This is a genomic window from Pasteurella pantherarum (genome assembly GCF_049670885.1).
GTDB lineage: Bacteria > Pseudomonadota > Gammaproteobacteria > Enterobacterales > Pasteurellaceae > Pasteurella.
The window spans coordinates 520824-541058 of the sequence record NZ_CP187173.1 but is presented as its reverse complement, the minus strand read 5'-3'; the positions used below and the strand labels follow the sequence as shown (position 1 = coordinate 541058).

Genomic DNA, 20235 nt, shown 5'->3' with positions numbered 1-20235 from the left:
TAAAAAAGTTTTTGTGATCAAAAACAAAAGGGAATGTTTTCGCATTCCCTTATCAACACATTAAAGTGCTTTCAAAATATCATCTACACGATCTTTGGCATCACCAAATAGCATTTGTGTATTTTCTTTGAAGAACAGTGGATTTTGTACCCCTGCATAACCCGTGTTCATTGAACGTTTAAACACGATTACATTTTGGGCTTTCCACACTTCAAGCACTGGCATGCCTGCGATTGGGCTGTTTGGATCGTCCATTGCTGCAGGGTTAACCGTATCATTAGCACCAATGACTAATACGGTATCGGTATCGCCGAAATCATCGTTGATTTCGTCCATTTCTAATACGATATCGTAAGGCACTTTCGCTTCCGCCAACAACACGTTCATATGGCCTGGTAAACGTCCTGCTACTGGGTGAATACCAAAACGCACATTCACACCACGCTCACGCAATTTTTGGGTAATTTCTGCCACAGGATATTGAGCCTGAGCCACTGCCATACCGTATCCCGGTGTAATAATCACCGTGCTAGAATTTTTGAGCAATTCTGCCACATCTTCTGCCGTGGTTTCACGGTATTCGCCTTGTTCTTCATCACTTGTCGCCACAGGATCATTACCAAATCCCCCTGCAATCACGCTAATGAATGAACGGTTCATGGCTTTACACATGATGTAAGAAAGAATCGCACCTGATGAACCCACTAATGCCCCTGTTACAATCAACAAGTCATTACTTAACATAAAGCCTGCTGCTGCCGCTGCCCAACCTGAATAAGAGTTAAGCATTGACACCACCACTGGCATATCTGCCCCCCCAATGGATGCCACTAAATGCCAACCAAACGCAAGGGCAATGGCTGTCATTAATAACACAGGGAAAATGTTGTCTGGGTTATTTAAGAAAGACACCATTAATAACGCAGAAACAATCAAAGCAGCTAAATTTAATTTATGGCGATGTGGTAAAGTCAAGGCTTTTGAATTGATAATGCCACGCAACTTACCAAATGCGACCACAGACCCTGTGAAAGTTACCGCACCGATAAAGATACCTAAGAACACTTCCACATTGTGAATGTTACTTAGCACTTTTTGTTCCGCCACAAAAGCCGCTTGTGCAGCCGCATCTAAATTGGCTGGCATCACTGCTTCATGGTGTAAACCATAGCTATTAAAGCCAACCAATACTGCCGCCAATCCCACAAAACTGTGTAAAATCGCCACAAGCTCTGGCATTTCTGTCATTTCCACTTTTAAAGCACGTTGAATACCGATAACGGCACCAATTGCCATAGCAAGTAGAATCCAAATGGTTCCTTCTGATTGTGGACCAAAAATAGTAGCAATCAACGCAATTGCCATCCCCACAATCCCAAACCAACAGCCCGCTTTTGCCGTTTCATGTTTAGAAAGACCTGCTAAGCTCATAATGAAAAGTAGTGCTGCGACAATATAGGCAGCTTGTACTAAACCTTCAGACATTGCTTACTCCTTAATCTTTTCTAAACATAGCAAGCATTCTCTGGGTCACTTTAAAGCCCCCGAAAATATTGATACTTGCGACTAAAATGGCGATAAATGCAAGGGCACTAATAAAGAAGTTACCTTGCGAAATTTGCAATAATGCACCCACAATAATAATCCCTGAAATCGCATTGGTCACCGCCATTAATGGGGTATGTAACGCATGGCTAACATTCCACACCACATAATAACCCACCACACAAGCCAATACGAACACCGTAAAGTGCGATAAAAATGCCGCAGGTGCAACGGAAGCTAATGCCATAAACAACACAGCTGCCACTGCCATTGCCCCATATTTTTTACGAGGATCCGCAGGTTCTGCTTCTTTTTTCTCCACAGGGGCTGCTTTGGCTTTTTGTGGTTGTGCAGAGACTTGAATTGGTGGGGCTGGCCATGTGATTTCACCCTGACGAATCACTGTGACTCCACGTAAAACCACATCATCAAAATCAATATTGATGTTACCATCTTTTTCTTTACATAAAAGTTTGAGCAAGTTGACAAGGTTTGTCCCATAAAGTTGGGAAGATTGTGTCGGCAAACGGCTTGGTAAATCTGTATAACCAATGATTTTCACCTGATTATCCGTTACCACCACTTCACCAGCTTTCGCTAATTCACAGTTACCCCCTGTGGCGGCGGCCAAATCGACGATGACCGAACCTGGTTTCATGGATTCCACCATCTCTTTAGTAATCAAACGTGGTGCAGGTTTACCCGGAATTAATGCGGTGGTGATAATAATATCCACTTCTTTAGCTTGTTCAGCATAAAGTGCAAGTGCACGGCGATTAAACTCTTCCGACATCACTTTTGCATAGCCATCACCGCTGCCACCTTCTTCCTGAAAATCAATCTCAAGGAAACTCGCCCCCATACTTTCGACTTGCTCTTTCACTTCAGGACGAGAGTCAAAGGCACGCACGATTGCACCTAAACTATTTGCAGCACCAATAGCAGCCAAACCTGCCACACCCGCACCAATCACAAGGACTTTAGCAGGTGGAACTTTACCTGCAGCGGTAATTTGTCCAGTAAAGAAACTCCCAAACTCGTGAGCCGCTTCGACTACAGCACGATAGCCCGCGATATTTGCCATTGAACTTAATGCATCTAATGATTGTGCACGAGAAATACGTGGCACCGCATCCATAGCTAATACATTAATTTTCTTCGCTGACAATTTCTCCATTAAGTCAGGATTTTGTGCAGGCCAAATAAAACTCACCAAGGTTGTGCCTTCATGCATTAACGCAATTTCCGCATCGGTCGGAGCATTCACTTTAAAAATGATATCCGACTGCCAAACCTCTTCTGCTGAGCCAATTTTTGCTCCTGCTTCTGCAAATGCTTGATCTTCAAAACTCGCTTTAAAACCGGCATTACGCTCAACAATCACTTCAAAGCCAAGCTTTAAAATTTGTTGCACTGTTTTCGGCGTTGCCGCTACACGACTTTCATTATCAAGCAGTTCTCTAGGTACACCAATTAACATAATGTTTCCTTCAAATTGATTGATGATAATTTTGAGTAAACCCGTTACTCCCCTACAAAAAATGACAATACGTCAAAGCTGTTTCAATGTACCATTTATTCTTTTAAAGTTGCAAAAACTTTTTCTTGATTATTCAAAAAGGTGAGTTGGGTAATCTAACTTTTAGGGAAAACTCACGATGCGTTATTTATTGACTTGGAAAATATCGATATCTCAGCCATCACGGAGGATTTAAAACACATCCTTTAATAAAAATGGCATATATGCTACATTTACACCAATCGCATGATAAATGAGGTGTAAAAGAAAAGTATATGTTACGAGATAAAGTTGCAGGTGCCTTATTTGGGCAAGCATTAGGCGATGCCATGGGGATGCCTGCCGAACTTTGGAGCCAGAAAAAAGCCCGCCATTATTTTGGCGGGTTCATTACGGAAATGTTGGACGGCCCTGATGAAAATGACGTGGCAACCTATTATTCAAAAGGACAATTCACCGATGACACCGCACAGGCGTTGGTCTTATTAGACTCTCTACAAGCAACAGATTTCATCCCCAATCCTAAAGATATTGCAGAACGCTTACTGGCGTGGGCAGAAAAAGAAAATGCCTTTGAAAAAAATATCTTAGGTCCGACCAGTAAAGTGGCATTGGCTGCCTTCCGAGAAGGTAAAAATGCGAAAGCTTTCACCGATCAAGCCTTATCAAATGGATCAGCAATGCGTATTGCCCCACTGGGGGCTTGTTTTCTACCGACCCAGCCTCAAAAACTGGTGGATTATGTGTATGCGGTGACAGAAACTACCCATACTAGCGATGTCGCCATTGCGGGGGCAGCGATGATTGCAATGGGCGTCGCCTCTGCCATTGTGCACGATGATTTTGATCTTGTTCTACAAGATATGCTGACAGTGGAACCCCTAGGCTATGCTAAAGGCACAGAAACCTTTAGTGCCCGCTTGCGTGAACGCACCGCAATAGGTGTGGAGCTAGCTCGTACTTATCGTTCACAGTATGTCCAAGCGGAAGAAAACAGACCACTGGAAATACAAGCCTCCTCGGAAAGTAAAAGTGCGGTAGAAAAACAAAAAGTTTCCTTAAACATCCCTACCATAGCCTATCGCAATCGGTCAATTGACACCGCATTTTTGCAAAAAATCTACGATATTGTTGGCACCGGTGTGCAGATTATCGAATCTGTCCCTGCCGCCATTGCACTCGCCTATTACGCTCAAGATCCCAATGTATGCAGTTATTTATGTGCCAATTTAGGCGGAGATACGGACACCATCGGTGCAATGGCAACGGCAATTTGTGGGGCATTTACGGGATTGAGTCAATTTAACCCCGAATGGCGTGCATTACTCTGTACACAAAATGACATTGATTTTGACGCCTATATCGATATTTTGCTAACTGGTCGTCAGTTATTAACCTCAACCTAAAGGACAAGATACGAAATGAAAATATTACTCATTGGTGCAGTCATTGTGGATCAAATGATGTGGTTAGATAAATTGCCACAAACGGGGGATGATGTACTGTGCAAAGCAACAAAATCAGTGGTAGGTGGCTGTGCCTTTAATGTGGCAAGCATGCTCACACATTTAAACGTGCCACACGAATTATGTGCCCCTGTTGGACAAGGGATTTATGCCAATATCATCAAACAGGCTTTGCAGCAAGGCGGCTACCCTTATCAAGAAGATACAAGTGGCGATAATGGTTATTGCCTTTGTCTTATTGAACAGAATGGCGAAAGAACCTTTATTACCGTAGAAGGCGTGGAAGGCACCTTCAAACGGGAATGGTTAACCCATATCAACGCCAATCAATATACCTATATCTATTTAGTGGGCTATCAAATGATTGGGCAAAGTGGGCATATTATCCTCGACTGGTTAACCCAATCACTGCACAACCCCACCACGCAAATTGTGTTTGCCCCCGGGGCTGCCATTAATGCCATTGGTGAGTCAGTGCTAGATCGCTTGTTTGCCTTAAAGCCCATTGTGCATTTAAACCGCAAGGAAATATTACAATATACCCACACCACATCGCTCACCGAGGCGATATCATTGCTTTATGCAAAAAACCAAAATCATATTGTCGTAACGCTTGGATCAGAAGGCGTGGCTTGGCATCACCACCAACAAACCGCCTTTATTCCGACTGTGCCCGCTCAGGTTGTTGATACGGTTGGGGCAGGAGACAGTCATATTGCCGCCTTAATGGCATACCTCAGCAAAGGGGAGCCGTGGGAGCGTGCGTTGCAACAAGCTAATCGTATCGCCAGTGCCATTGTTAGCGTTGAAGGTGCAACAGTGGATCATAAAACATTCTTAAAATGGAGTATTGATAGATGAATATCATCAGCAACTATTTTCGTGATTGGAGTTGGAAGGAACGTGCTTGGCTTGCCTTTGTCCTGTTATTCCAAACGGGGGCTTGGTTTGTGCAAGATGAAACCACTTTTATGTTAATTATGACACTCACCAGCTCACTCAACCTTGTCTTGGGGGCAAAAGGGAAAATTGAGGGATTATATTTTGCCATTATTAACAGTGCCATGTATGCGTGGCAATGTTATGGCATCCCCCTTTATGGTGAAGTGATGTACCACGTGTTATACAGCATTCCAATCAGTGCCGCCGCCATCTATTTATGGCGACATCATTTAGCCAGCACGGGGGAAGTCGAATTTCGCAAAATGACCCTAAAAGAAATGGTTATCACCACTATTGCCACCATTGCAGGGATTTTCATTTATGCGGAAGTCTTAAAATATATGGGTGGCAGCTTCGCCTTTATGGACTCCCTCACTACCGTCGTTGCCGTGATTGCCAGCTATCTCTATATGAAACGCTATGCAGAACAATGGTTTATGTGGATTGTGGTGAATGTGCTAGAAGTGGCTATGTGGATTATGGTGTATATTTCTGGCGACGAACCTTCTGGTTTAATCATCCTGATGCACTTTATTAACTTACTCAACTGTATTTACGGCTTCTGGAACTGGCGACAAATTTCCGACCGAGTTTCACTCCAACATGCTTAACCAAGCAAAATGAACTTTGCCCATCAACATCCATTTGGAATGATGGGCTAAAGCCATCATGATATCTCTCATTTAAAATAAACTAAGCAAGACTAAACCGTTATCTACATATCGTATCCATGACAATCAAAAAATGCCTTTCTCACCAAATTGAGGGTAGAGACATTTTACTAGTTTGTCTTCTTTTACATCTCTGATACCTAATGTCTTTTAAGACAGGATCAATAACACCTTTTAGCTTATATTGTGTAGAATAAGAATTAGCCTCATAAACACACTTCATATCATCTGATGTATATAATTTTGATGGTTCGGTTACACAGGATGCAAGAAGTATGGAGGAAAAAATGACTGGGATTGAATATCTAATAATCATCGAGACCTCATAGAAATATTGATTTCTCTATCTGTTATTTTAGCCTTATCACCAATAGGGTGCAACAACAGCTGGAGATAGCAATATGTTAGGGAGAGAGTTAAAAATGTAGGATGGGCTTTATCCCATCATCATTTCAAATCGCATTTTTGATGGGCTAAAGCCCTTCGTTCTGTTGGAATTACTGGTAGAAAATAACACATATATAATGAAAAATTGGATTTTATTTATAATTTTATTTATTTTAATAAATACCTTGTTTATATTACAAGGTATCTACCCTTTACTTCTTTCATTTTCATTTTTATTTATGTTTATATTGAAATTAATTTCATATAGCATGAACAACCCAATCCTTAAAATAACAATGACATTGAATTTAATGACAACCATATTACTTGGCGTATATTATGCATCTTTATTATAGAACTTTATGTTTAAAGAAGATGTAGGATAGGCTTTAGCTCATCATCATTTCAAATCGCATTTTTGATAGGCTAAACCCCATCCTACGTTCTGAACAACATTGTAATAGATTTACACAGGGGTATTATCATGTTTTCAAGCCACTACACCAACCACCGTTTCGACACACAGATTCAAGCCGCCACACAGTTCGGGCAAGTTTTTGCACCACGAGACCCACAAAGCCATAAAGGCACACACGGTACGCTCGCCATTATCGGTGGCACGGCTGGTATGAGCGGTGCCATTATTCTGGCGGCAACAGCGGCGATTTACAACGGTTGCGGCAAAGTGTGGGCTGGGTTCAACCAACCGACACTGCCACTGCCCGTGATTCCCGAACGCCCCGAAATCATGCTTTCCACCGCTACCACTTTGCAACTACGCAACGACATTACCGCATGGGCAATCGGTTGTGGCATGGGGCTGTGCAACGAAGCACTTGCCCTACTCTATACGCAGCTTACCTCGGCAAACCGTGAAATCCCCGTGCTGTTGGATGCCGATGCCCTTACCTTGCTTTCCCGCCACGCCGATTTAGCCGCATTGGCACGCGATTACCCGACATTGGTACTTACCCCTCACTTCGCCGAAGCTGCCCGCCTGCTCGGTGTGTCTCCCGCAGAAATACAGGCAGACCGCACCGCCGCAGTGACACAAATCAGCAGCCAGTTTCACGCTTACACCGTCCTCAAAGGTCACCACACATTAGTATGTAGCCCTGACGGTAGCCTCTATACCAACTTAAGTGGCAATGCAGGCTTAGCAACGGCGGGGAGCGGCGATGTGTTGAGTGGCATTATCGGCAGCCTGCTGGCACAAGGTATTGATACTGAACAAGCCGTGCGTGGCGGTGTATGGCTACACGGAGCAGCAGCCGATGTGCTGAAAGATTCGGCTATCGGAGAAATCGGCATGCTGTCGGGAGAAATTGCCCCTGCCGCCCGTTGGCTACGCAACCGCATTATCGAGGCACACCGCTAAAACCAACCATTATCTTGCCATGCCAATTTTATTTTTATCACATACAGTAAATTTCGCATTAGTACCATGATAGACAATCGAAAGACATTGCCCTGTTGCAAAGGGATTGAGGAAATTCAAAGAAGGACATGGAAAAATCTAAACGTAGATTAAAGAAGGGAAGAGATGGTAAATGTTTTTTCTATTATGAATACCATCATGAATCATGTTTTGAATGAAGTGGTTAGACATCGTATTCGATGAAATAGAGAGATTTTTTGATGGGCTAAAGCCCATCCTACGTTCTAGGTTTCATCAAAACAACCTATTGCCCTTCCCATGATAGAGCCCAACGCCGCTTTAAATTACTGTAGATTTATTCCGCACTTTTTTATAAAATAGCCCCGTCTTTTTCTGCAAGGGTCATGAGAAAAATTGATTAATATTTACACAAATCAGAACCTAGCTTCTCTAACCATTCTAAAAGTTGGGAGCCCCTTCTTAACGTATTAATAAATAAAGGAAAAATACCCCTAGCAGTCGAAAGACATTGCCCTGTTCCAAAGGGATTGAGACTAAGTGATGTCGTTCATTTTCTGATAGATCGATATTCTAATCTTGAAACAATAGAAGAGTTAGCTAAACGCAATGCAATAGAAAATCCTTTAAAACGTGAGGAAAAAAATATATGAAACTTAGAACTCTGATAATTTCAACTTTGCTAGTTTTTGGTTTAGTTGCGTGCAACGATGAAAAAGATTATAGCGGTACTTACACAAAAGTAGATAACCCTAAGACATCTTTTACTGTTCAAAAAGGTAAAAATGGAGACTATCAAGCAACTCTTACTGATATTATAGGCAAAAATAGCCTTACTGGTACTGTTAAAAACGGGATTTTTTATAGAATATCTGATAATGAAAAAATAGGTGAATTTAAAGAAAATCTGTTTATTGATACAAACGGCGGTCAATATAAGAAATAATTTTTAGCAGGGTAAACCTCTTTTTTTATTCATAAAAAAAGAGCCTTGAACAGTGTATACACTGTTGCGTGATTTATTAATAACTAATTGATTTATAAAGGTTATTTTTAATTATGACAACCATAACAACACAAGTATTATTCTCTCTTTTTGGTCGAAAGACATTGCCCTGTTCCAAAGGGATTGAGGACATTCAAAGAAGGACGTGGAAAAATCTAAACGTAGATTAAAGAAGGGAAGAGATGGTAAATGTTTTTTCTATTATGAATACCATCATGAATCATGTTTTGAATGAAGTGGTTAGACATCGTATTCGATGAAATAGAGAGATTTTTTGATGGGCTAAAGCCCATCCTCCCCTGTGTTCTGCTTGATGTGATAAATGTGATGTTTCCCACCCCAATGCGTTCTTCGCTGAATCAAAAAGTGCGGTGCATTTTGAATCTGTTTTCTCGTAAAAAAACCACCGCACGTTTAGACCGCCTATTCACATGAGGGCATTTTCCCCATGTGATTATGAATGCTACCCCTTTTATTTTCCTGCATTTTTCTTGTCTTCTAAGGTTTCCCAACGTAAGAAAGCGTCTTCGAGGGCTTGTTCTGCCTCCGTTAATCCTTGTAATTTAGATGCGGTGTAATCATGAGACTGCTGAAAAAATTCAGGGCTGCTGATTTCTGTTTGAAGTGCGGTGATGGTTTCCTCTAAGGCTTCCAATCGTTGCGGTAGTTCCTCTAATTCCCGTTGCTCTTTATAGGACAGTTTGGCTGCCCGAGGTGCGGATTTATTTTGGGAAACGGGTTCAGATTGCACCGCACTTTTGACTGAATTTGAGTTAGGTTCAGGGGGATGTTGAGCAGATTTTTTCTGCTTTAATGCGGTTTGTTCTGCTTTGTGGGCAAAATAATTGGCTTGTTGTTGCTTCGCATCGTGGAAACCGCCCACATATTCATTCACTACGCCTTCCCCTTCAAACATAAAACATTCGGTGGCGGTGTTATCAATAAATTGGCGGTCGTGGCTGACAATTAATAAGGTGCCTTGATAATCGGTGAGAATTTCTTCCAAGAGTTCTAGGGTTTCCACATCTAAATCATTGGTCGGCTCATCGAGAATCAATAAGTTATTCGGTTTTAGCAGTAATTTGGCAAGTAATAAGCGGTTGCGTTCACCCCCTGATAAGGCTTTCACTGGCACCATTGCCCGTTTCGGTGGAAATAAGAAATCTTGCAAATAGCCCAATACATGGCGTTTAATGCCGTTTACTTCCACATCTTGTTTACCGTCGGCAACGTTATCCATCACTGTTTTTTCAGGATCCAGATCCGCACGATATTGGTCAAAATAGGCGATATCTAGTTTGGTGCCGCAGCGTACGCTGCCTGAAGTGGGTTGGATTTCACCGAGTAAGAGCTTGATGAAGGTGGTTTTGCCACAACCGTTGGGACCGACTAAAGCAATTTTATCGCCTCGTAAAATCGTGGTGCTGAAATCTTTAAGCAAGGTTTTGCCCGCCACTTCATAGCTAACATTGTCTAATTCAAACACAATTTTGCCTGAGCGACTTGAGGTATCAATTTGTAATTTGGCTGTGCCTAGCACATCACGGCGTTGGCGGCGTTCTTCTCGTAAGGCTTTTAAGGCACGTACACGCCCTTCATTACGGGTGCGACGGGCTTTAATGCCTTGTCGAATCCACACTTCTTCTTGTGCTAATTTTTTATCAAATAATTCATTTTGTAAGGCTTCGACCCGTAAATTTTCTTCTTTGGTGGTGAGGTAAAGATCGTAATTGCCCGGGTAAGACACTAATTTTCCCCGGTCTAAATCCACAATGCGTGTTGCCATTTTGCGAATGAAAGAGCGGTCGTGGGAAATAAACACAATACTGCCTTCAAAATTGAGTAAAAAGGCTTCAAGCCATTCAATGGCGTCCACATCTAAATGGTTGGTGGGTTCATCTAATAACAAGACATCAGGCTGGCAAACTAAGGCACGTGCCAGTGCGGCTTTACGTAACCAGCCCCCAGATAATTCGCTGAGCAAGGTGTCAGGATTTAAGTCTAATTTGGCTAACACTTCTTTGATTTTACTTTCAAAACGCCAGCCACCTGCGTGATCTAATTGGCTTTGTACTTGGGCTAATTGATTTAACGTGGCTTCACTGTCATCTTGGGCTAATTGCAAGGAAATGCGGTGATAGTCTTTCAATAATTCTGCCAGATGCTCGATGCCTTCTGCCACATAATCAAATACATTGCCCTGTGCGTGTCGAGGGGGATCTTGCTCTAAACGAGACACCACAATGTCTTTTTCAAATATTAAGCGACCATCGTCCATCACCACATCCCCCGATAAAATTTTCATCAAGGTGGATTTACCTGCACCATTCCGTCCCACTAAACAAACTCGCTCGCCTGCTTCGATATGTAAGTCGGTATGATCTAATAAAGGATGATCGCTATAAGAAAGATAGCCATTTGTGAGGGAAATTAATGCCATAGTGCCTCTTAGTTAAATTCTGTTTAATTACAATAAATGAAAATGGGGCAATGCCCAATGAACGACTCGCATCATTCATTAATTTGATATCTCAACCATGGGACTACAACTGCTGATAAACTCTTAATGCATAGGCATCAGACATGCCTGCGATGTAGTCGCAAATGATTCGTTTTTTACCTGCTGAAGGTGCATTTTGCCAGCGTTTTACCGTATTGGGCGGCAATAAACGTTCAGGATCGGATTCAAAAATTTGGAACATTTCCGCCAAAATACGTTGACCTTTATATTCAATCCGTTGGGTGTCTACATTTAAGATCACATAATCTCGCACAAATTCTTTAAAAATTTGCAATACGGCCTCCACTTCTGTCGGCAATTGGGCGTTATAACGTAATAACGGATCATCAAACTCTGCGGTTAATGTCCAACGTACATGGGTAATAAAATAATTCACCAACGCACCAATGGCATTTTTGCGTAAATAATGTTGATCGGAAAACAGCTTTTCGGTGATGTCATCAATGTTTTTTTGAATCCATGCCGACGGGCAGGCTTTGAGTGCCTGTAAGGCATGTTGCCATTGCTGTAAATTCACCACGCCCACCACAATCGCATCTTCTAGATCATGCACACCGTAAGCAATATCGTCCGCCAGTTCCATCAAACTGCAGTCTAAAGATTTAAATCGGGTTTTCAAAATCTCTTCAGGATTTGACCGCACTTTTTTAAATTGCCCGAATAGATCCCGATCCTTTGCAGACAAGGGCTCAAGCAACCATTCAAACATGGCTAAATCATCACGGAAAAGCCCTTTCCCTGGACGCCAAGCATTCATTTTCACATAACGAGGATCGCCATGAGAGGCGAAGGGAAGCTCGGCATATTGTGCAGAAGACAGATCCAAAATCGTGGGGTATTTCACAATGCCTAGAATTGTACGACGGGTTAAATTCATGCCCGCATTTTCGGTGTAAGGCTCCAATTTAGTGAGCAGGCGGAAAGTTTGTGCATTGCCCTCAAAGCCGCCGTGTTCTCGCATCATATAATTGAGAGCCACTTCTCCACCATGCCCAAAAGGAGGGTGCCCAATATCATGAGCAAAACATAGGCTTTCGATGAGATCATTGCTCGGCAACAAGGTTTTGAGGTGTTTTTGTAGCTCACTTTTTTCAACAGAAAGTTGTTGGGATAAATGCGTAAATGTCTCACTGAATTTCATTTGCGACACTAAACTACTGCCAATTTGTGCCACTTCTAAGGAATGCGTTAAACGGGTGCGATAAAAGTCATTTTCCCCAATGGCATGAATTTGCGTTTTTGCCTGTAAACAGCGAAAAGCGGCGGAATGTAAAATGCGTCCACGATCTCGACGAAAGGGAGGGCGATGATCTTTTTCTCTCGGGGGATCTGTCAGAAAACGAGCCTGCCAATTGGGATGAATCTGATTTTTCATATGATGTTATGCCGCGATAAAGTAAACCAATTTAAACATAATGGGGGCTAAAAGCGATGTCATAATGCCACATAATACCAAGGCTATCGAACTATAACTCCCTGCTTTGGGGTCGCTTTCCATGCAACTGGCGGTGCCTAAGGCATGGGAAATTGACCCGATGGCTAAACCTAATGCTTCCGAGTGTTGAATATTTAATTTACGCAATACCAATAACCCGAGCACCGATCCTTGCAAACCAGCGATAATCACGCCGACCGCTGCCACGGAAGGAATCCCCCCTAAACTCTCTGAAATTGCCATGGCAATAGGGGTGGTGACGGATTTAGGCAAAATGGTGGCAACAATTTCGGGATTCGCACCTAATAATAACGCCAATATTGCCCCTGAAAACATGGACAATAAAGAAGCTGACAAGGTAATAAATAAAATACTTTTCCAACGCTGGCTGATTTGACGCAGTTGCTCATATAAAGGCACGGCTAATGCCACAATGCTCACACCTAATAAATGATTTAAAGGGGCGTTACCTTGCATATATTGCTCATACGGAATCTGAACGATCAATAAAATGGCGGATAAAATCAATACGGTTAAGACAAAGGAATTAAATAATAAGGATTTCCAACGTTTATTAATTTCAAGGGCAAATACAAAAGCTGCAAGGGTTAAGGCTGAATAGAGATAAATAAGCACGTTCATTTTGCTTTTCCTCTTTGTTTTTTAAGGACTTTTTTTCTTAATCGAGAAAAAGATTTCAATGAAAAGAGATAATCCGAAAGAAAACCTATCACCACTAAGGTAATGCAGGTACTGATAATATTAGGCAATAACAAGACTTTGATTTGTGTCAGTAAGATATGAGCATATTTGACAATCCCCACGCTGACAGGGACAAACAGTAACGCCATATAACGAATCAATAAATTCGATGCAGCAAATACCCAATTTAATTTAATGATCCGAAAAGTTAACCCCAAAAATAACAGTAATAAACCCCAAATACTGGCAGGAATCCCCACTGGCACCCAATGTGCAATTTGCCCACCTAACATGAGCATGGCATATAAAATCAACAAAGAACGAGATAACTCAAAGATTTTTCTAGTCATTTTTACTCCCATGTATTTGACAACAACGCGTCATCTCAATAAAAATGAGCCAATATTTTACTCCCATTTTTTCAATTTTGTTAGTTTTTCGGTAGAATACCGCAATTTTAGAAGGATTTAATTCAAGATGTTTAAGAAATCAACCATCATGGTGGCATGTTGTCTGTTTTTGGCTTTTCATGCGAATGCCCATCGTTCGCTACATTGTCAAGTGGTCAGCATTGCTGATGGCGATACGTTCACTTGCCTGTTAAACAATCATAAACAATTACCTGTGCGTTTAGCCGAAATTGATGCCCCCGAAAAAGCCCAAGCTTTTGGTAACAAAGCCCGCCAAACCTTGGGGCAATTAGTGCATAAAAAACCCGTCAAACTGGTGATTAAAGGCTATGATCGTTATCAACGTACCCTAGCTACGGTGTATGATCAACAAGGCACCAATATTAATTTAACCATGATAAAGTTAGGCATGGCTTGGGTCTACGACAAGTATAGTCAAACCCCCGCATACTTTCAGGCACAACAACAAGCCAAACAGAAAAAATTAGGGCTTTGGCAAGATCCGCACCCTACTCCGCCTGAACAATGGCGTAAACAAAAGAGAACACAATAATGGCATTTGATCCTCAAGCATTCCGTGCAGATTTCCCGTATTTTCAACAACCCGATGCGGTGACCTATCTCGACAGTGCAGCCACAGCATTAAAGCCTCATGCATTACTTCAAGCAACCATGGCATTTTACCAATCGGCAGGGTCGGTTCATCGTAGCCAATATGATGAAAAACAGACCGCACTTTTTGAACAAGCACGTGAGCGAGTCAAAACGTTCATTCATGCCAAAGAGAAAGAAAGCATTATTTGGACTTCTGGCACCACGCAAGCAATCAATTTAGTGGCGAGCGGTTTAGCTCACAAACTGAATGCCACTTCGGAAATCATCATTAGTGAGGCAGATCACCATGCTAATTTTGTCACTTGGTCTGAAATAGCTCGTCAATACGGGGCTAAGTTACATATCTTGCCAATCAACGATCAATGGCTCATTGAAGAACAAACCCTAATCGATACCCTCAATGAAAACACCCTGTTGGTTGCACTAAATGCCGTCTCCAATGTAACAGGCACCGCACAGCCTATTAAACGGTTAATCACACACATTCGACAACATAGCCATGCTTGGGTATTAGTGGATGCAGCACAAGCCATTAGCCACACGGCAATGGATTTACAAGCTTTAGATGCGGATTTTCTCGCCTTTTCCGCCCACAAACTCTACGGACCAAATGGGCTTGGGGTATTAAGTGGCAAACGCCATGCACTGGAACAACTTCAACCTGCGTTATACGGTGGAAAAGTGGTCGCTCACGTATCGGCACAACAAATCCGTTTTGCAGATTTACCTTATCGTTTGGAAGCAGGCACGCCCAATATTGCAGGCGTAATTGGCTTTAATGCGGTTTTAGGCTGGCTAGCACAATGGGATTTAGAGGCAGCAGAAAAACATGCGGTTGCCCTTGCACAACAATGTCAAGCACGCTTAGCCACCTATCCAAACTGCCAGTTATTTCGCTCGCCTCAGCCAAGTAGTGTGGTGTGTTTTGTGTTTAACGGCATCGCCACCTCCGATCTTGCGACACTATTGGCTGAACAACATATTGCTTTACGAGCGGGAGAACATTGTGCACAGCCCTATCTCGCCCGTTTAGGACAACGTAGCACCTTGCGACTTTCCTTTGCCCCTTATAACCAACAAGAGGATGTCGATACCTTTTTCCATGCCCTTGACAAGGCATTAGCTTTATTAGATTAAATGATGAAACAACAATTACTTAACGCTAAAAATTGGGAAGAACGTTACCGCTTGATTATTCAAGGGGGAAAACAACTGCCCACGCCCTCAGAAACACAACTGGCTGAAATGCAACCGATTTTAGGTTGTGAAGCTAACGTCTGGTTTCATATTCATGAGGAAAATGACCGCACTTTTACCTTTCAAGCATACAGCGAAGCACGGATTATCAATGGATTACTGTGGATTTTATTGCAAGAAATTAATGGCAAAACCGCCGAACAGCTCAAGGGCTTTGATCTAACGGCTTATTTCACTGAATTAGGCATTGCACAACGTTTAAGCAGCACAAGGTTAAATGGATTAAAACAGATTGAGCAATTGTTGAAACAGCTGGGATAAACATAATCCAGCACTAAACTCGCACAAAAATCAGTACGAAACCCCGTACAAAAAAGTGCGGTGAATTTTGCAAAAATATGGCTTATCAACATCCATCCCCAAATACCCAAAAGGGCAAACACCTGATACACATCAGCGTTTGCCCTTTTGCTGTCAGCCTCTCTCAATCTGAGAGAATCCACACCTGATTACGCTTTCAACTGTTGGATCTTGTTAATCACATTGCTGGTTGAGCAACCATTTTCAAAATTCAACACACGCACATCGCCACCATTTGCCCAAACTTCTTGGCTGCCTGCGATTTCTTCAGGTTTATAATCGCCCCCTTTAACCAATAAATCGGGTAGGACTTCTGCAATTAAGCGTTGTGGTGTGTCTTCATAAAATGGGACAAGCCAATCAACGGAAGACAACCCAGCCAATACCGCCATGCGAGATTGGAGATCATTAATTGGGCGGCTTTCACCTTTTAGACGTTTGACTGAATCATCACTATTTACTGCGACAATCAGACGATCCCCCAACTTTCGAGCATTTTCAAGGTAAGACACATGACCAGGGTGAAGAATATCGAAACACCCATTGGTCATCACAATTTTCTCACCACGAGCTTTTGCTTGGGCAACCACCTGTTTTAATTCATCTTCCGTCATGATACCAAATCCCGAGTGAGAACGACCATGAATAGCATTTTCTAATTCCACCGTAGACACTGTTGAAGTCCCTAATTTACCGACCACAATCCCTGCTGCCACATTGGCTAAATAACAGGCTTCTTCAAAAGAACGCCCATCTGCTAATGCCGTTGCCAACACGCTGATTACTGTATCCCCCGCCCCTGTCACATCAAACACTTCTTTGGCTTCTGTGGCTAAATGGAAAGCTGGCTGGTTTGGGCGTAATAAAGTCATGCCTTTTTCAGAACGGGTCACCAATAACGCCGTTAAATCAAGCTGTTCAATTAACGCTAACCCTTTTTCAATAATCGCTTCTTCAGAGTCACATTTCCCCACCACGGCTTCAAATTCGGACATATTTGGCGTGAGCAACGTTGCCCCACGATAGCGTTCAAAATCCGTTCCTTTCGGATCAATTAACACGGGAATATTCGCTTGACGTGCAATTTGGATCATCTGTTGCACTTTATTCAGCGTGCCTTTACCGTAATCTGATAACACTAAGGCACCAAACCCTTGCACCGCATTAGCTAATTTGTCTAATAATGCCTCGCTGGTAACATTTTGGAAATCTTCTTCAAAGTCAAGACGTAACAATTGCTGATGGCGGGATAAAATACGTAATTTAGTAATCGTTGGATGGCTGTGTAATTGCACAAAATCGCAATCAATACGACTTTTAGATAACAAACTATTCAAGGCTGAGCCTGCTTCATCTTGCCCTGTTAAACCCAATAATTTGACAGGCACATTTAGGGAGGCAATATTCATTGCCACGTTAGCCGCACCACCTGCACGTTCTTCGTGATCTTGCACACGCACCACGGGAACGGGGGCTTCTGGGGAAATGCGGTTGGTCGCACCAAACCAATAACGATCAAGCATCACATCGCCCAATACCAATACTTTTGCTTGTTGAAATTCTGCGGAATATTGAAACATGTTATTTCTCTCTTGGTAAAAATTTTCGCTAATTTTAGCATAGGAGAAATGCTATTTCCCAAAAATTCCGTTACACTAAGGCACTTTTTAATCATGCAAGGAATATACTCCTCCCTCGCAATCCACACGGTGAGTGACACGATCCCGTTGTGATGTTTGTTGCCAAGGGCATTGCATTGAACAATGAATTTTATTTTTATGGTAAATGAAAAACTCCCAACATTTCAAAAAGCATTTTTAAAGCCAAAACACTGGGGATTTTGGTTAGGCGTGGCAGTATGGCGTTTAATTTTATGTCTTCCCTACCCCGTGTTGTATCGACTCGGTCACGGATTGGGGTGGTTATTAGCCAAGTCAAAAGTGGGAAAACGCCGTGCTAAAATTGCACGCCGAAATTTACAGCTTTGCTTCCCTCATTATTCGGATGAACAAATAGAAGCGGTGTTGCAAGCCAATTTAAAAGCCACTGGCATGGCAATTATTGAAACTGGCATGGCGTGGTTTTGGTCTGATAAACGAATGAAAAAATGGTCAAAAATCGAAGGCCTCGAATATTTAAAAGAATATAAACAAGATGGGGTGATTTTTGTCGGGGTACATTTCCTCACTTTAGAGCTGGGGGCTCGCATTGTGGGCTTGCATCAACCAGGTATTGGTGTTTATCGCCCGAATGACAATCCATTGATGGACTGGCTACAAGTGCAAGGGCGTTTACGCTCCAATAAAGATATGTTGGATCGTAAAGATTTACGTGGCATGATCCGTGCCTTGCGTAAAGGCGAAATTATTTGGTATGCACCAGACCATGATTATGGACGAAAAAATGCCGTCTTTGTGCCGTTTTTTGCCGTACCCGATGCGGCAACCACAACAGGCAGTTATTATTTATTAAAATCCTCCCCTACGAGCAAAGTCATCCCTTTTGCACCATTACGTAATCCTGACGGTTCTGGCTACACGGTAAAAATCTCGCCACCAGTGGATTTTTCGGATATTACCGATGAAACCAGCATTGCAATTCGTATGAATCAAGTGGTAGAAACAGAAATCATGAAAGGGGTGGATCAGTATATGTGGCTACATCGCCGCTTTAAGACACGTCCTGATGAAAATCAACCGAGTCTATACGATGAAAAGCATGAGCCATAAATCTGGCATGGAAAAAGTGCGGTCAATTTTGGAAAAGGTGTCATGGAAAAAAAGTAAAGCAACCTAGATGACCTCTGCTAATCAAGTAAAAGTTTTATCTAGCTTTTTAGCACAATCATGGAAAGGTTGCTTTTTGATTATCGAAAACGGTTATTCACTTTGCTCACAGGCTTCTTCAAGCTCGTCCGCCATGGCTGCCAAAATCTCTTTTGATAACACGGCTAACGCACGGTAAAAAGGTAAACTGGCTTTACTTTCCACCTGAGCAAGAAATTTACTGGCACAAGGTAATAAGAATTGCTCAAAGAGCTGATGTTGAGCCGCCACAGAATCAAGGTTATCTTCAATCCAAGACGCCGTTAATAAAAGTAAGGCAAAATGATCCGCACTTTCTAGTGCAGGCATTCCTCGACATTGTCTGAACTGAACAAAGGCTTCTACGTCAATACCATAATCGCTGATTTTAGGACTCACCAACGCTGACTCACCACTAAACAGTTTGTCATATTCTTTGGCTAACGCCTTTAAATCTAATGGCATCTGAACACTATCAATGGCTTGTTGACTTTGCGTGTCTATATCCAATGCCCAAATAGCATGAAGACCTTGTTGCTGTAACCAAGCAAATACATTGGCTAAAATAGGGTCAGTCGGTGTTCGGTAAAACAAATTCCCGAACAGCCGACTTATCATGGAAAAATGGTTAAGTTGTTTTTCAGTTGTCATGTTTTTTGGCTAAAAGTGCGGTTAAATTTTCGCAAGTTTTCTCACTTACCCGTTGCAACATGACTTGGCGTGCCTGATCGTCAATCAAATGAATATCCCCAAACAATTCGTGCTGAATGTCGGTAATACCACAATAATTGAATAAGCCATCCACCAAACAATCTTTAAGCGATTGTGCAAAGCCCATTTTTTGATACAGCTCAACGTTATTGCCAATGGTGATAAAGTGTTGCATTTTCTTATCACCTAATAAGCCTTCCGATTGTCCGTCTTCGGTTTTATACGCAAAACCATGACTTAACACACGATCTAAATAGCCTTTTAAAATCGCTGGAAAACCCATCCACCATAATGGATAAATTAAGGTGATTAAATCAGCTTGTTCAATCAATTGATGTTCAAATTTGACTTCTGCTGGAACGATATTTTGGTAAACCGCTTGTATCTCTTCCCAAGATAAAATGGGATCAAAGTTCAGCGTATAAAGATCACGTACCACTGTGTGTACGCCTAACTGTTGACTTGCTTGTACAACACTATCCAAAATGGCTCGGTTAAAGCTCGTTTGGCTATTTGGATGTGCAAAAATAATGAGATGCGTCATAACA

The 20235-nt window shown here is 42.2% G+C and carries 18 protein-coding genes; 9 read left to right on the top strand and 9 right to left on the bottom strand.

The genetic code is table 11. The features are described from left to right. Window positions 1-60: 60 nt before the first annotated feature. Window positions 61-1485 carry a Re/Si-specific NAD(P)(+) transhydrogenase subunit beta gene (gene pntB, locus ACPEEM_RS02600; RefSeq protein WP_424403920.1) on the bottom strand — a complete coding sequence of 475 codons (1425 nt, stop codon included), beginning with the start codon at window positions 1483-1485 and terminating at the stop codon, window positions 61-63. 10 nt (window positions 1486-1495) lie between these two features. Beyond that, on the bottom strand, window positions 1496-3025 hold the full coding sequence (gene pntA / locus ACPEEM_RS02595; protein ID WP_424407637.1) for a Re/Si-specific NAD(P)(+) transhydrogenase subunit alpha: 1530 nt from the start codon (window positions 3023-3025) through the stop codon (window positions 1496-1498). 314 nt (window positions 3026-3339) lie between these two features. Between pntA and ACPEEM_RS02590 the strand changes: the two genes are divergently transcribed. The 5 genes from ACPEEM_RS02590 to ACPEEM_RS02570 all read left to right on the top strand — a co-directional run bounded on the left by ACPEEM_RS02590 (window position 3340) and on the right by ACPEEM_RS02570 (window position 8872). After that, window positions 3340-4470, top strand: a complete 1131-nt coding sequence (locus ACPEEM_RS02590) for an ADP-ribosylglycohydrolase family protein (RefSeq protein WP_424407635.1) — start codon at window positions 3340-3342, stop codon at window positions 4468-4470. Between the two features lie 15 nt (window positions 4471-4485). Next, a complete protein-coding gene (locus ACPEEM_RS02585) occupies window positions 4486-5391 on the top strand; it encodes a PfkB family carbohydrate kinase (protein WP_424407633.1) in 906 nt (301 codons plus the stop codon). Then, window positions 5388-6083, top strand: coding sequence for a nicotinamide riboside transporter PnuC (gene pnuC, locus ACPEEM_RS02580; protein ID WP_424403928.1), 696 nt, complete (start codon window positions 5388-5390; stop codon window positions 6081-6083). The genes ACPEEM_RS02585 and pnuC overlap by 4 nt, the downstream gene beginning before the upstream one ends. Before the next feature lie 931 nt (window positions 6084-7014). Next, window positions 7015-7908: an NAD(P)H-hydrate dehydratase gene (locus ACPEEM_RS02575; protein WP_424407631.1), complete on the top strand. Its 894-nt coding sequence runs from the start codon at window positions 7015-7017 to the stop codon at window positions 7906-7908. Between the two features lie 667 nt (window positions 7909-8575). Further along, window positions 8576-8872, top strand: coding sequence for a hypothetical protein (locus tag ACPEEM_RS02570; protein ID WP_424407629.1), 297 nt, complete (start codon window positions 8576-8578; stop codon window positions 8870-8872). A 532-nt stretch (window positions 8873-9404) separates the two neighbouring features. Here ACPEEM_RS02570 and ACPEEM_RS02565 read toward each other — a convergent pair. From ACPEEM_RS02565 to ACPEEM_RS02550, 4 genes are all read right to left on the bottom strand, one after another. Next, on the bottom strand, window positions 9405-11372 hold the full coding sequence (locus ACPEEM_RS02565) for an ABC transporter ATP-binding protein (RefSeq protein ID WP_424406056.1): 1968 nt from the start codon (window positions 11370-11372) through the stop codon (window positions 9405-9407). A gap of 103 nt (window positions 11373-11475) precedes the next feature. Next, window positions 11476-12828 carry an anti-phage deoxyguanosine triphosphatase gene (locus tag ACPEEM_RS02560; protein ID WP_424403946.1) on the bottom strand — a complete coding sequence of 451 codons (1353 nt, stop codon included), beginning with the start codon at window positions 12826-12828 and terminating at the stop codon, window positions 11476-11478. Window positions 12829-12834: 6 nt separating this feature from the next. Further along, window positions 12835-13530 (bottom strand): CidB/LrgB family autolysis modulator, encoded by a 696-nt coding sequence (locus ACPEEM_RS02555; RefSeq protein ID WP_424403947.1) that lies wholly within the window; start codon window positions 13528-13530, stop codon window positions 12835-12837. Continuing rightward, on the bottom strand, window positions 13527-13940 hold the full coding sequence (locus tag ACPEEM_RS02550; protein ID WP_424403949.1) for a CidA/LrgA family protein: 414 nt from the start codon (window positions 13938-13940) through the stop codon (window positions 13527-13529). Before ACPEEM_RS02550 ends, ACPEEM_RS02555 begins: the two co-directional genes overlap by 4 nt. A 127-nt stretch (window positions 13941-14067) precedes the next feature. Between ACPEEM_RS02550 and ACPEEM_RS02545 the strand changes: the two genes are divergently transcribed. Genes ACPEEM_RS02545 through ACPEEM_RS02535 form a run of 3 tightly spaced genes read left to right on the top strand, consistent with a single transcriptional unit; the run spans window position 14068 to window position 16133 of the window. After that, window positions 14068-14553 carry a thermonuclease family protein gene (locus tag ACPEEM_RS02545; protein ID WP_424403951.1) on the top strand — a complete coding sequence of 162 codons (486 nt, stop codon included), beginning with the start codon at window positions 14068-14070 and terminating at the stop codon, window positions 14551-14553. After that, complete coding sequence (locus tag ACPEEM_RS02540) at window positions 14553-15752, top strand: cysteine desulfurase (protein WP_424407627.1); 1200 nt, start codon at window positions 14553-14555, stop codon at window positions 15750-15752. Before ACPEEM_RS02545 ends, ACPEEM_RS02540 begins: the two co-directional genes overlap by 1 nt. A 3-nt stretch (window positions 15753-15755) precedes the next feature. Continuing rightward, a complete protein-coding gene (locus ACPEEM_RS02535; protein WP_424406130.1) occupies window positions 15756-16133 on the top strand; it encodes a SufE family protein in 378 nt (125 codons plus the stop codon). Window positions 16134-16321: 188 nt separating this feature from the next. Here ACPEEM_RS02535 and hldE read toward each other — a convergent pair whose 3' ends face one another. Beyond that, the gene (gene hldE / locus ACPEEM_RS02530; protein WP_424401157.1) at window positions 16322-17752 is read right to left on the bottom strand and encodes a bifunctional D-glycero-beta-D-manno-heptose-7-phosphate kinase/D-glycero-beta-D-manno-heptose 1-phosphate adenylyltransferase HldE; all 1431 of its coding nucleotides are present in this window, start codon (window positions 17750-17752) and stop codon (window positions 16322-16324) included. A gap of 198 nt (window positions 17753-17950) precedes the next feature. Between hldE and ACPEEM_RS02525 the strand changes: the two genes are divergently transcribed. Further along, entirely contained in the window at window positions 17951-18901 is a 951-nt protein-coding gene (locus ACPEEM_RS02525) for a Kdo(2)-lipid IV(A) acyltransferase (protein WP_424404036.1), read from the top strand. 150 nt (window positions 18902-19051) lie between these two features. On the opposite strand, the gene ACPEEM_RS02520 is transcribed toward ACPEEM_RS02525, so the two are convergent. After that, complete coding sequence (locus tag ACPEEM_RS02520; RefSeq protein ID WP_424407625.1) at window positions 19052-19627, bottom strand: TorD/DmsD family molecular chaperone; 576 nt, start codon at window positions 19625-19627, stop codon at window positions 19052-19054. Continuing rightward, the gene (locus ACPEEM_RS02515; RefSeq protein ID WP_424407623.1) at window positions 19617-20231 is read right to left on the bottom strand and encodes an NAD(P)H-dependent oxidoreductase; all 615 of its coding nucleotides are present in this window, start codon (window positions 20229-20231) and stop codon (window positions 19617-19619) included. Before ACPEEM_RS02515 ends, ACPEEM_RS02520 begins: the two co-directional genes overlap by 11 nt. Window positions 20232-20235 lie beyond the last annotated feature (4 nt).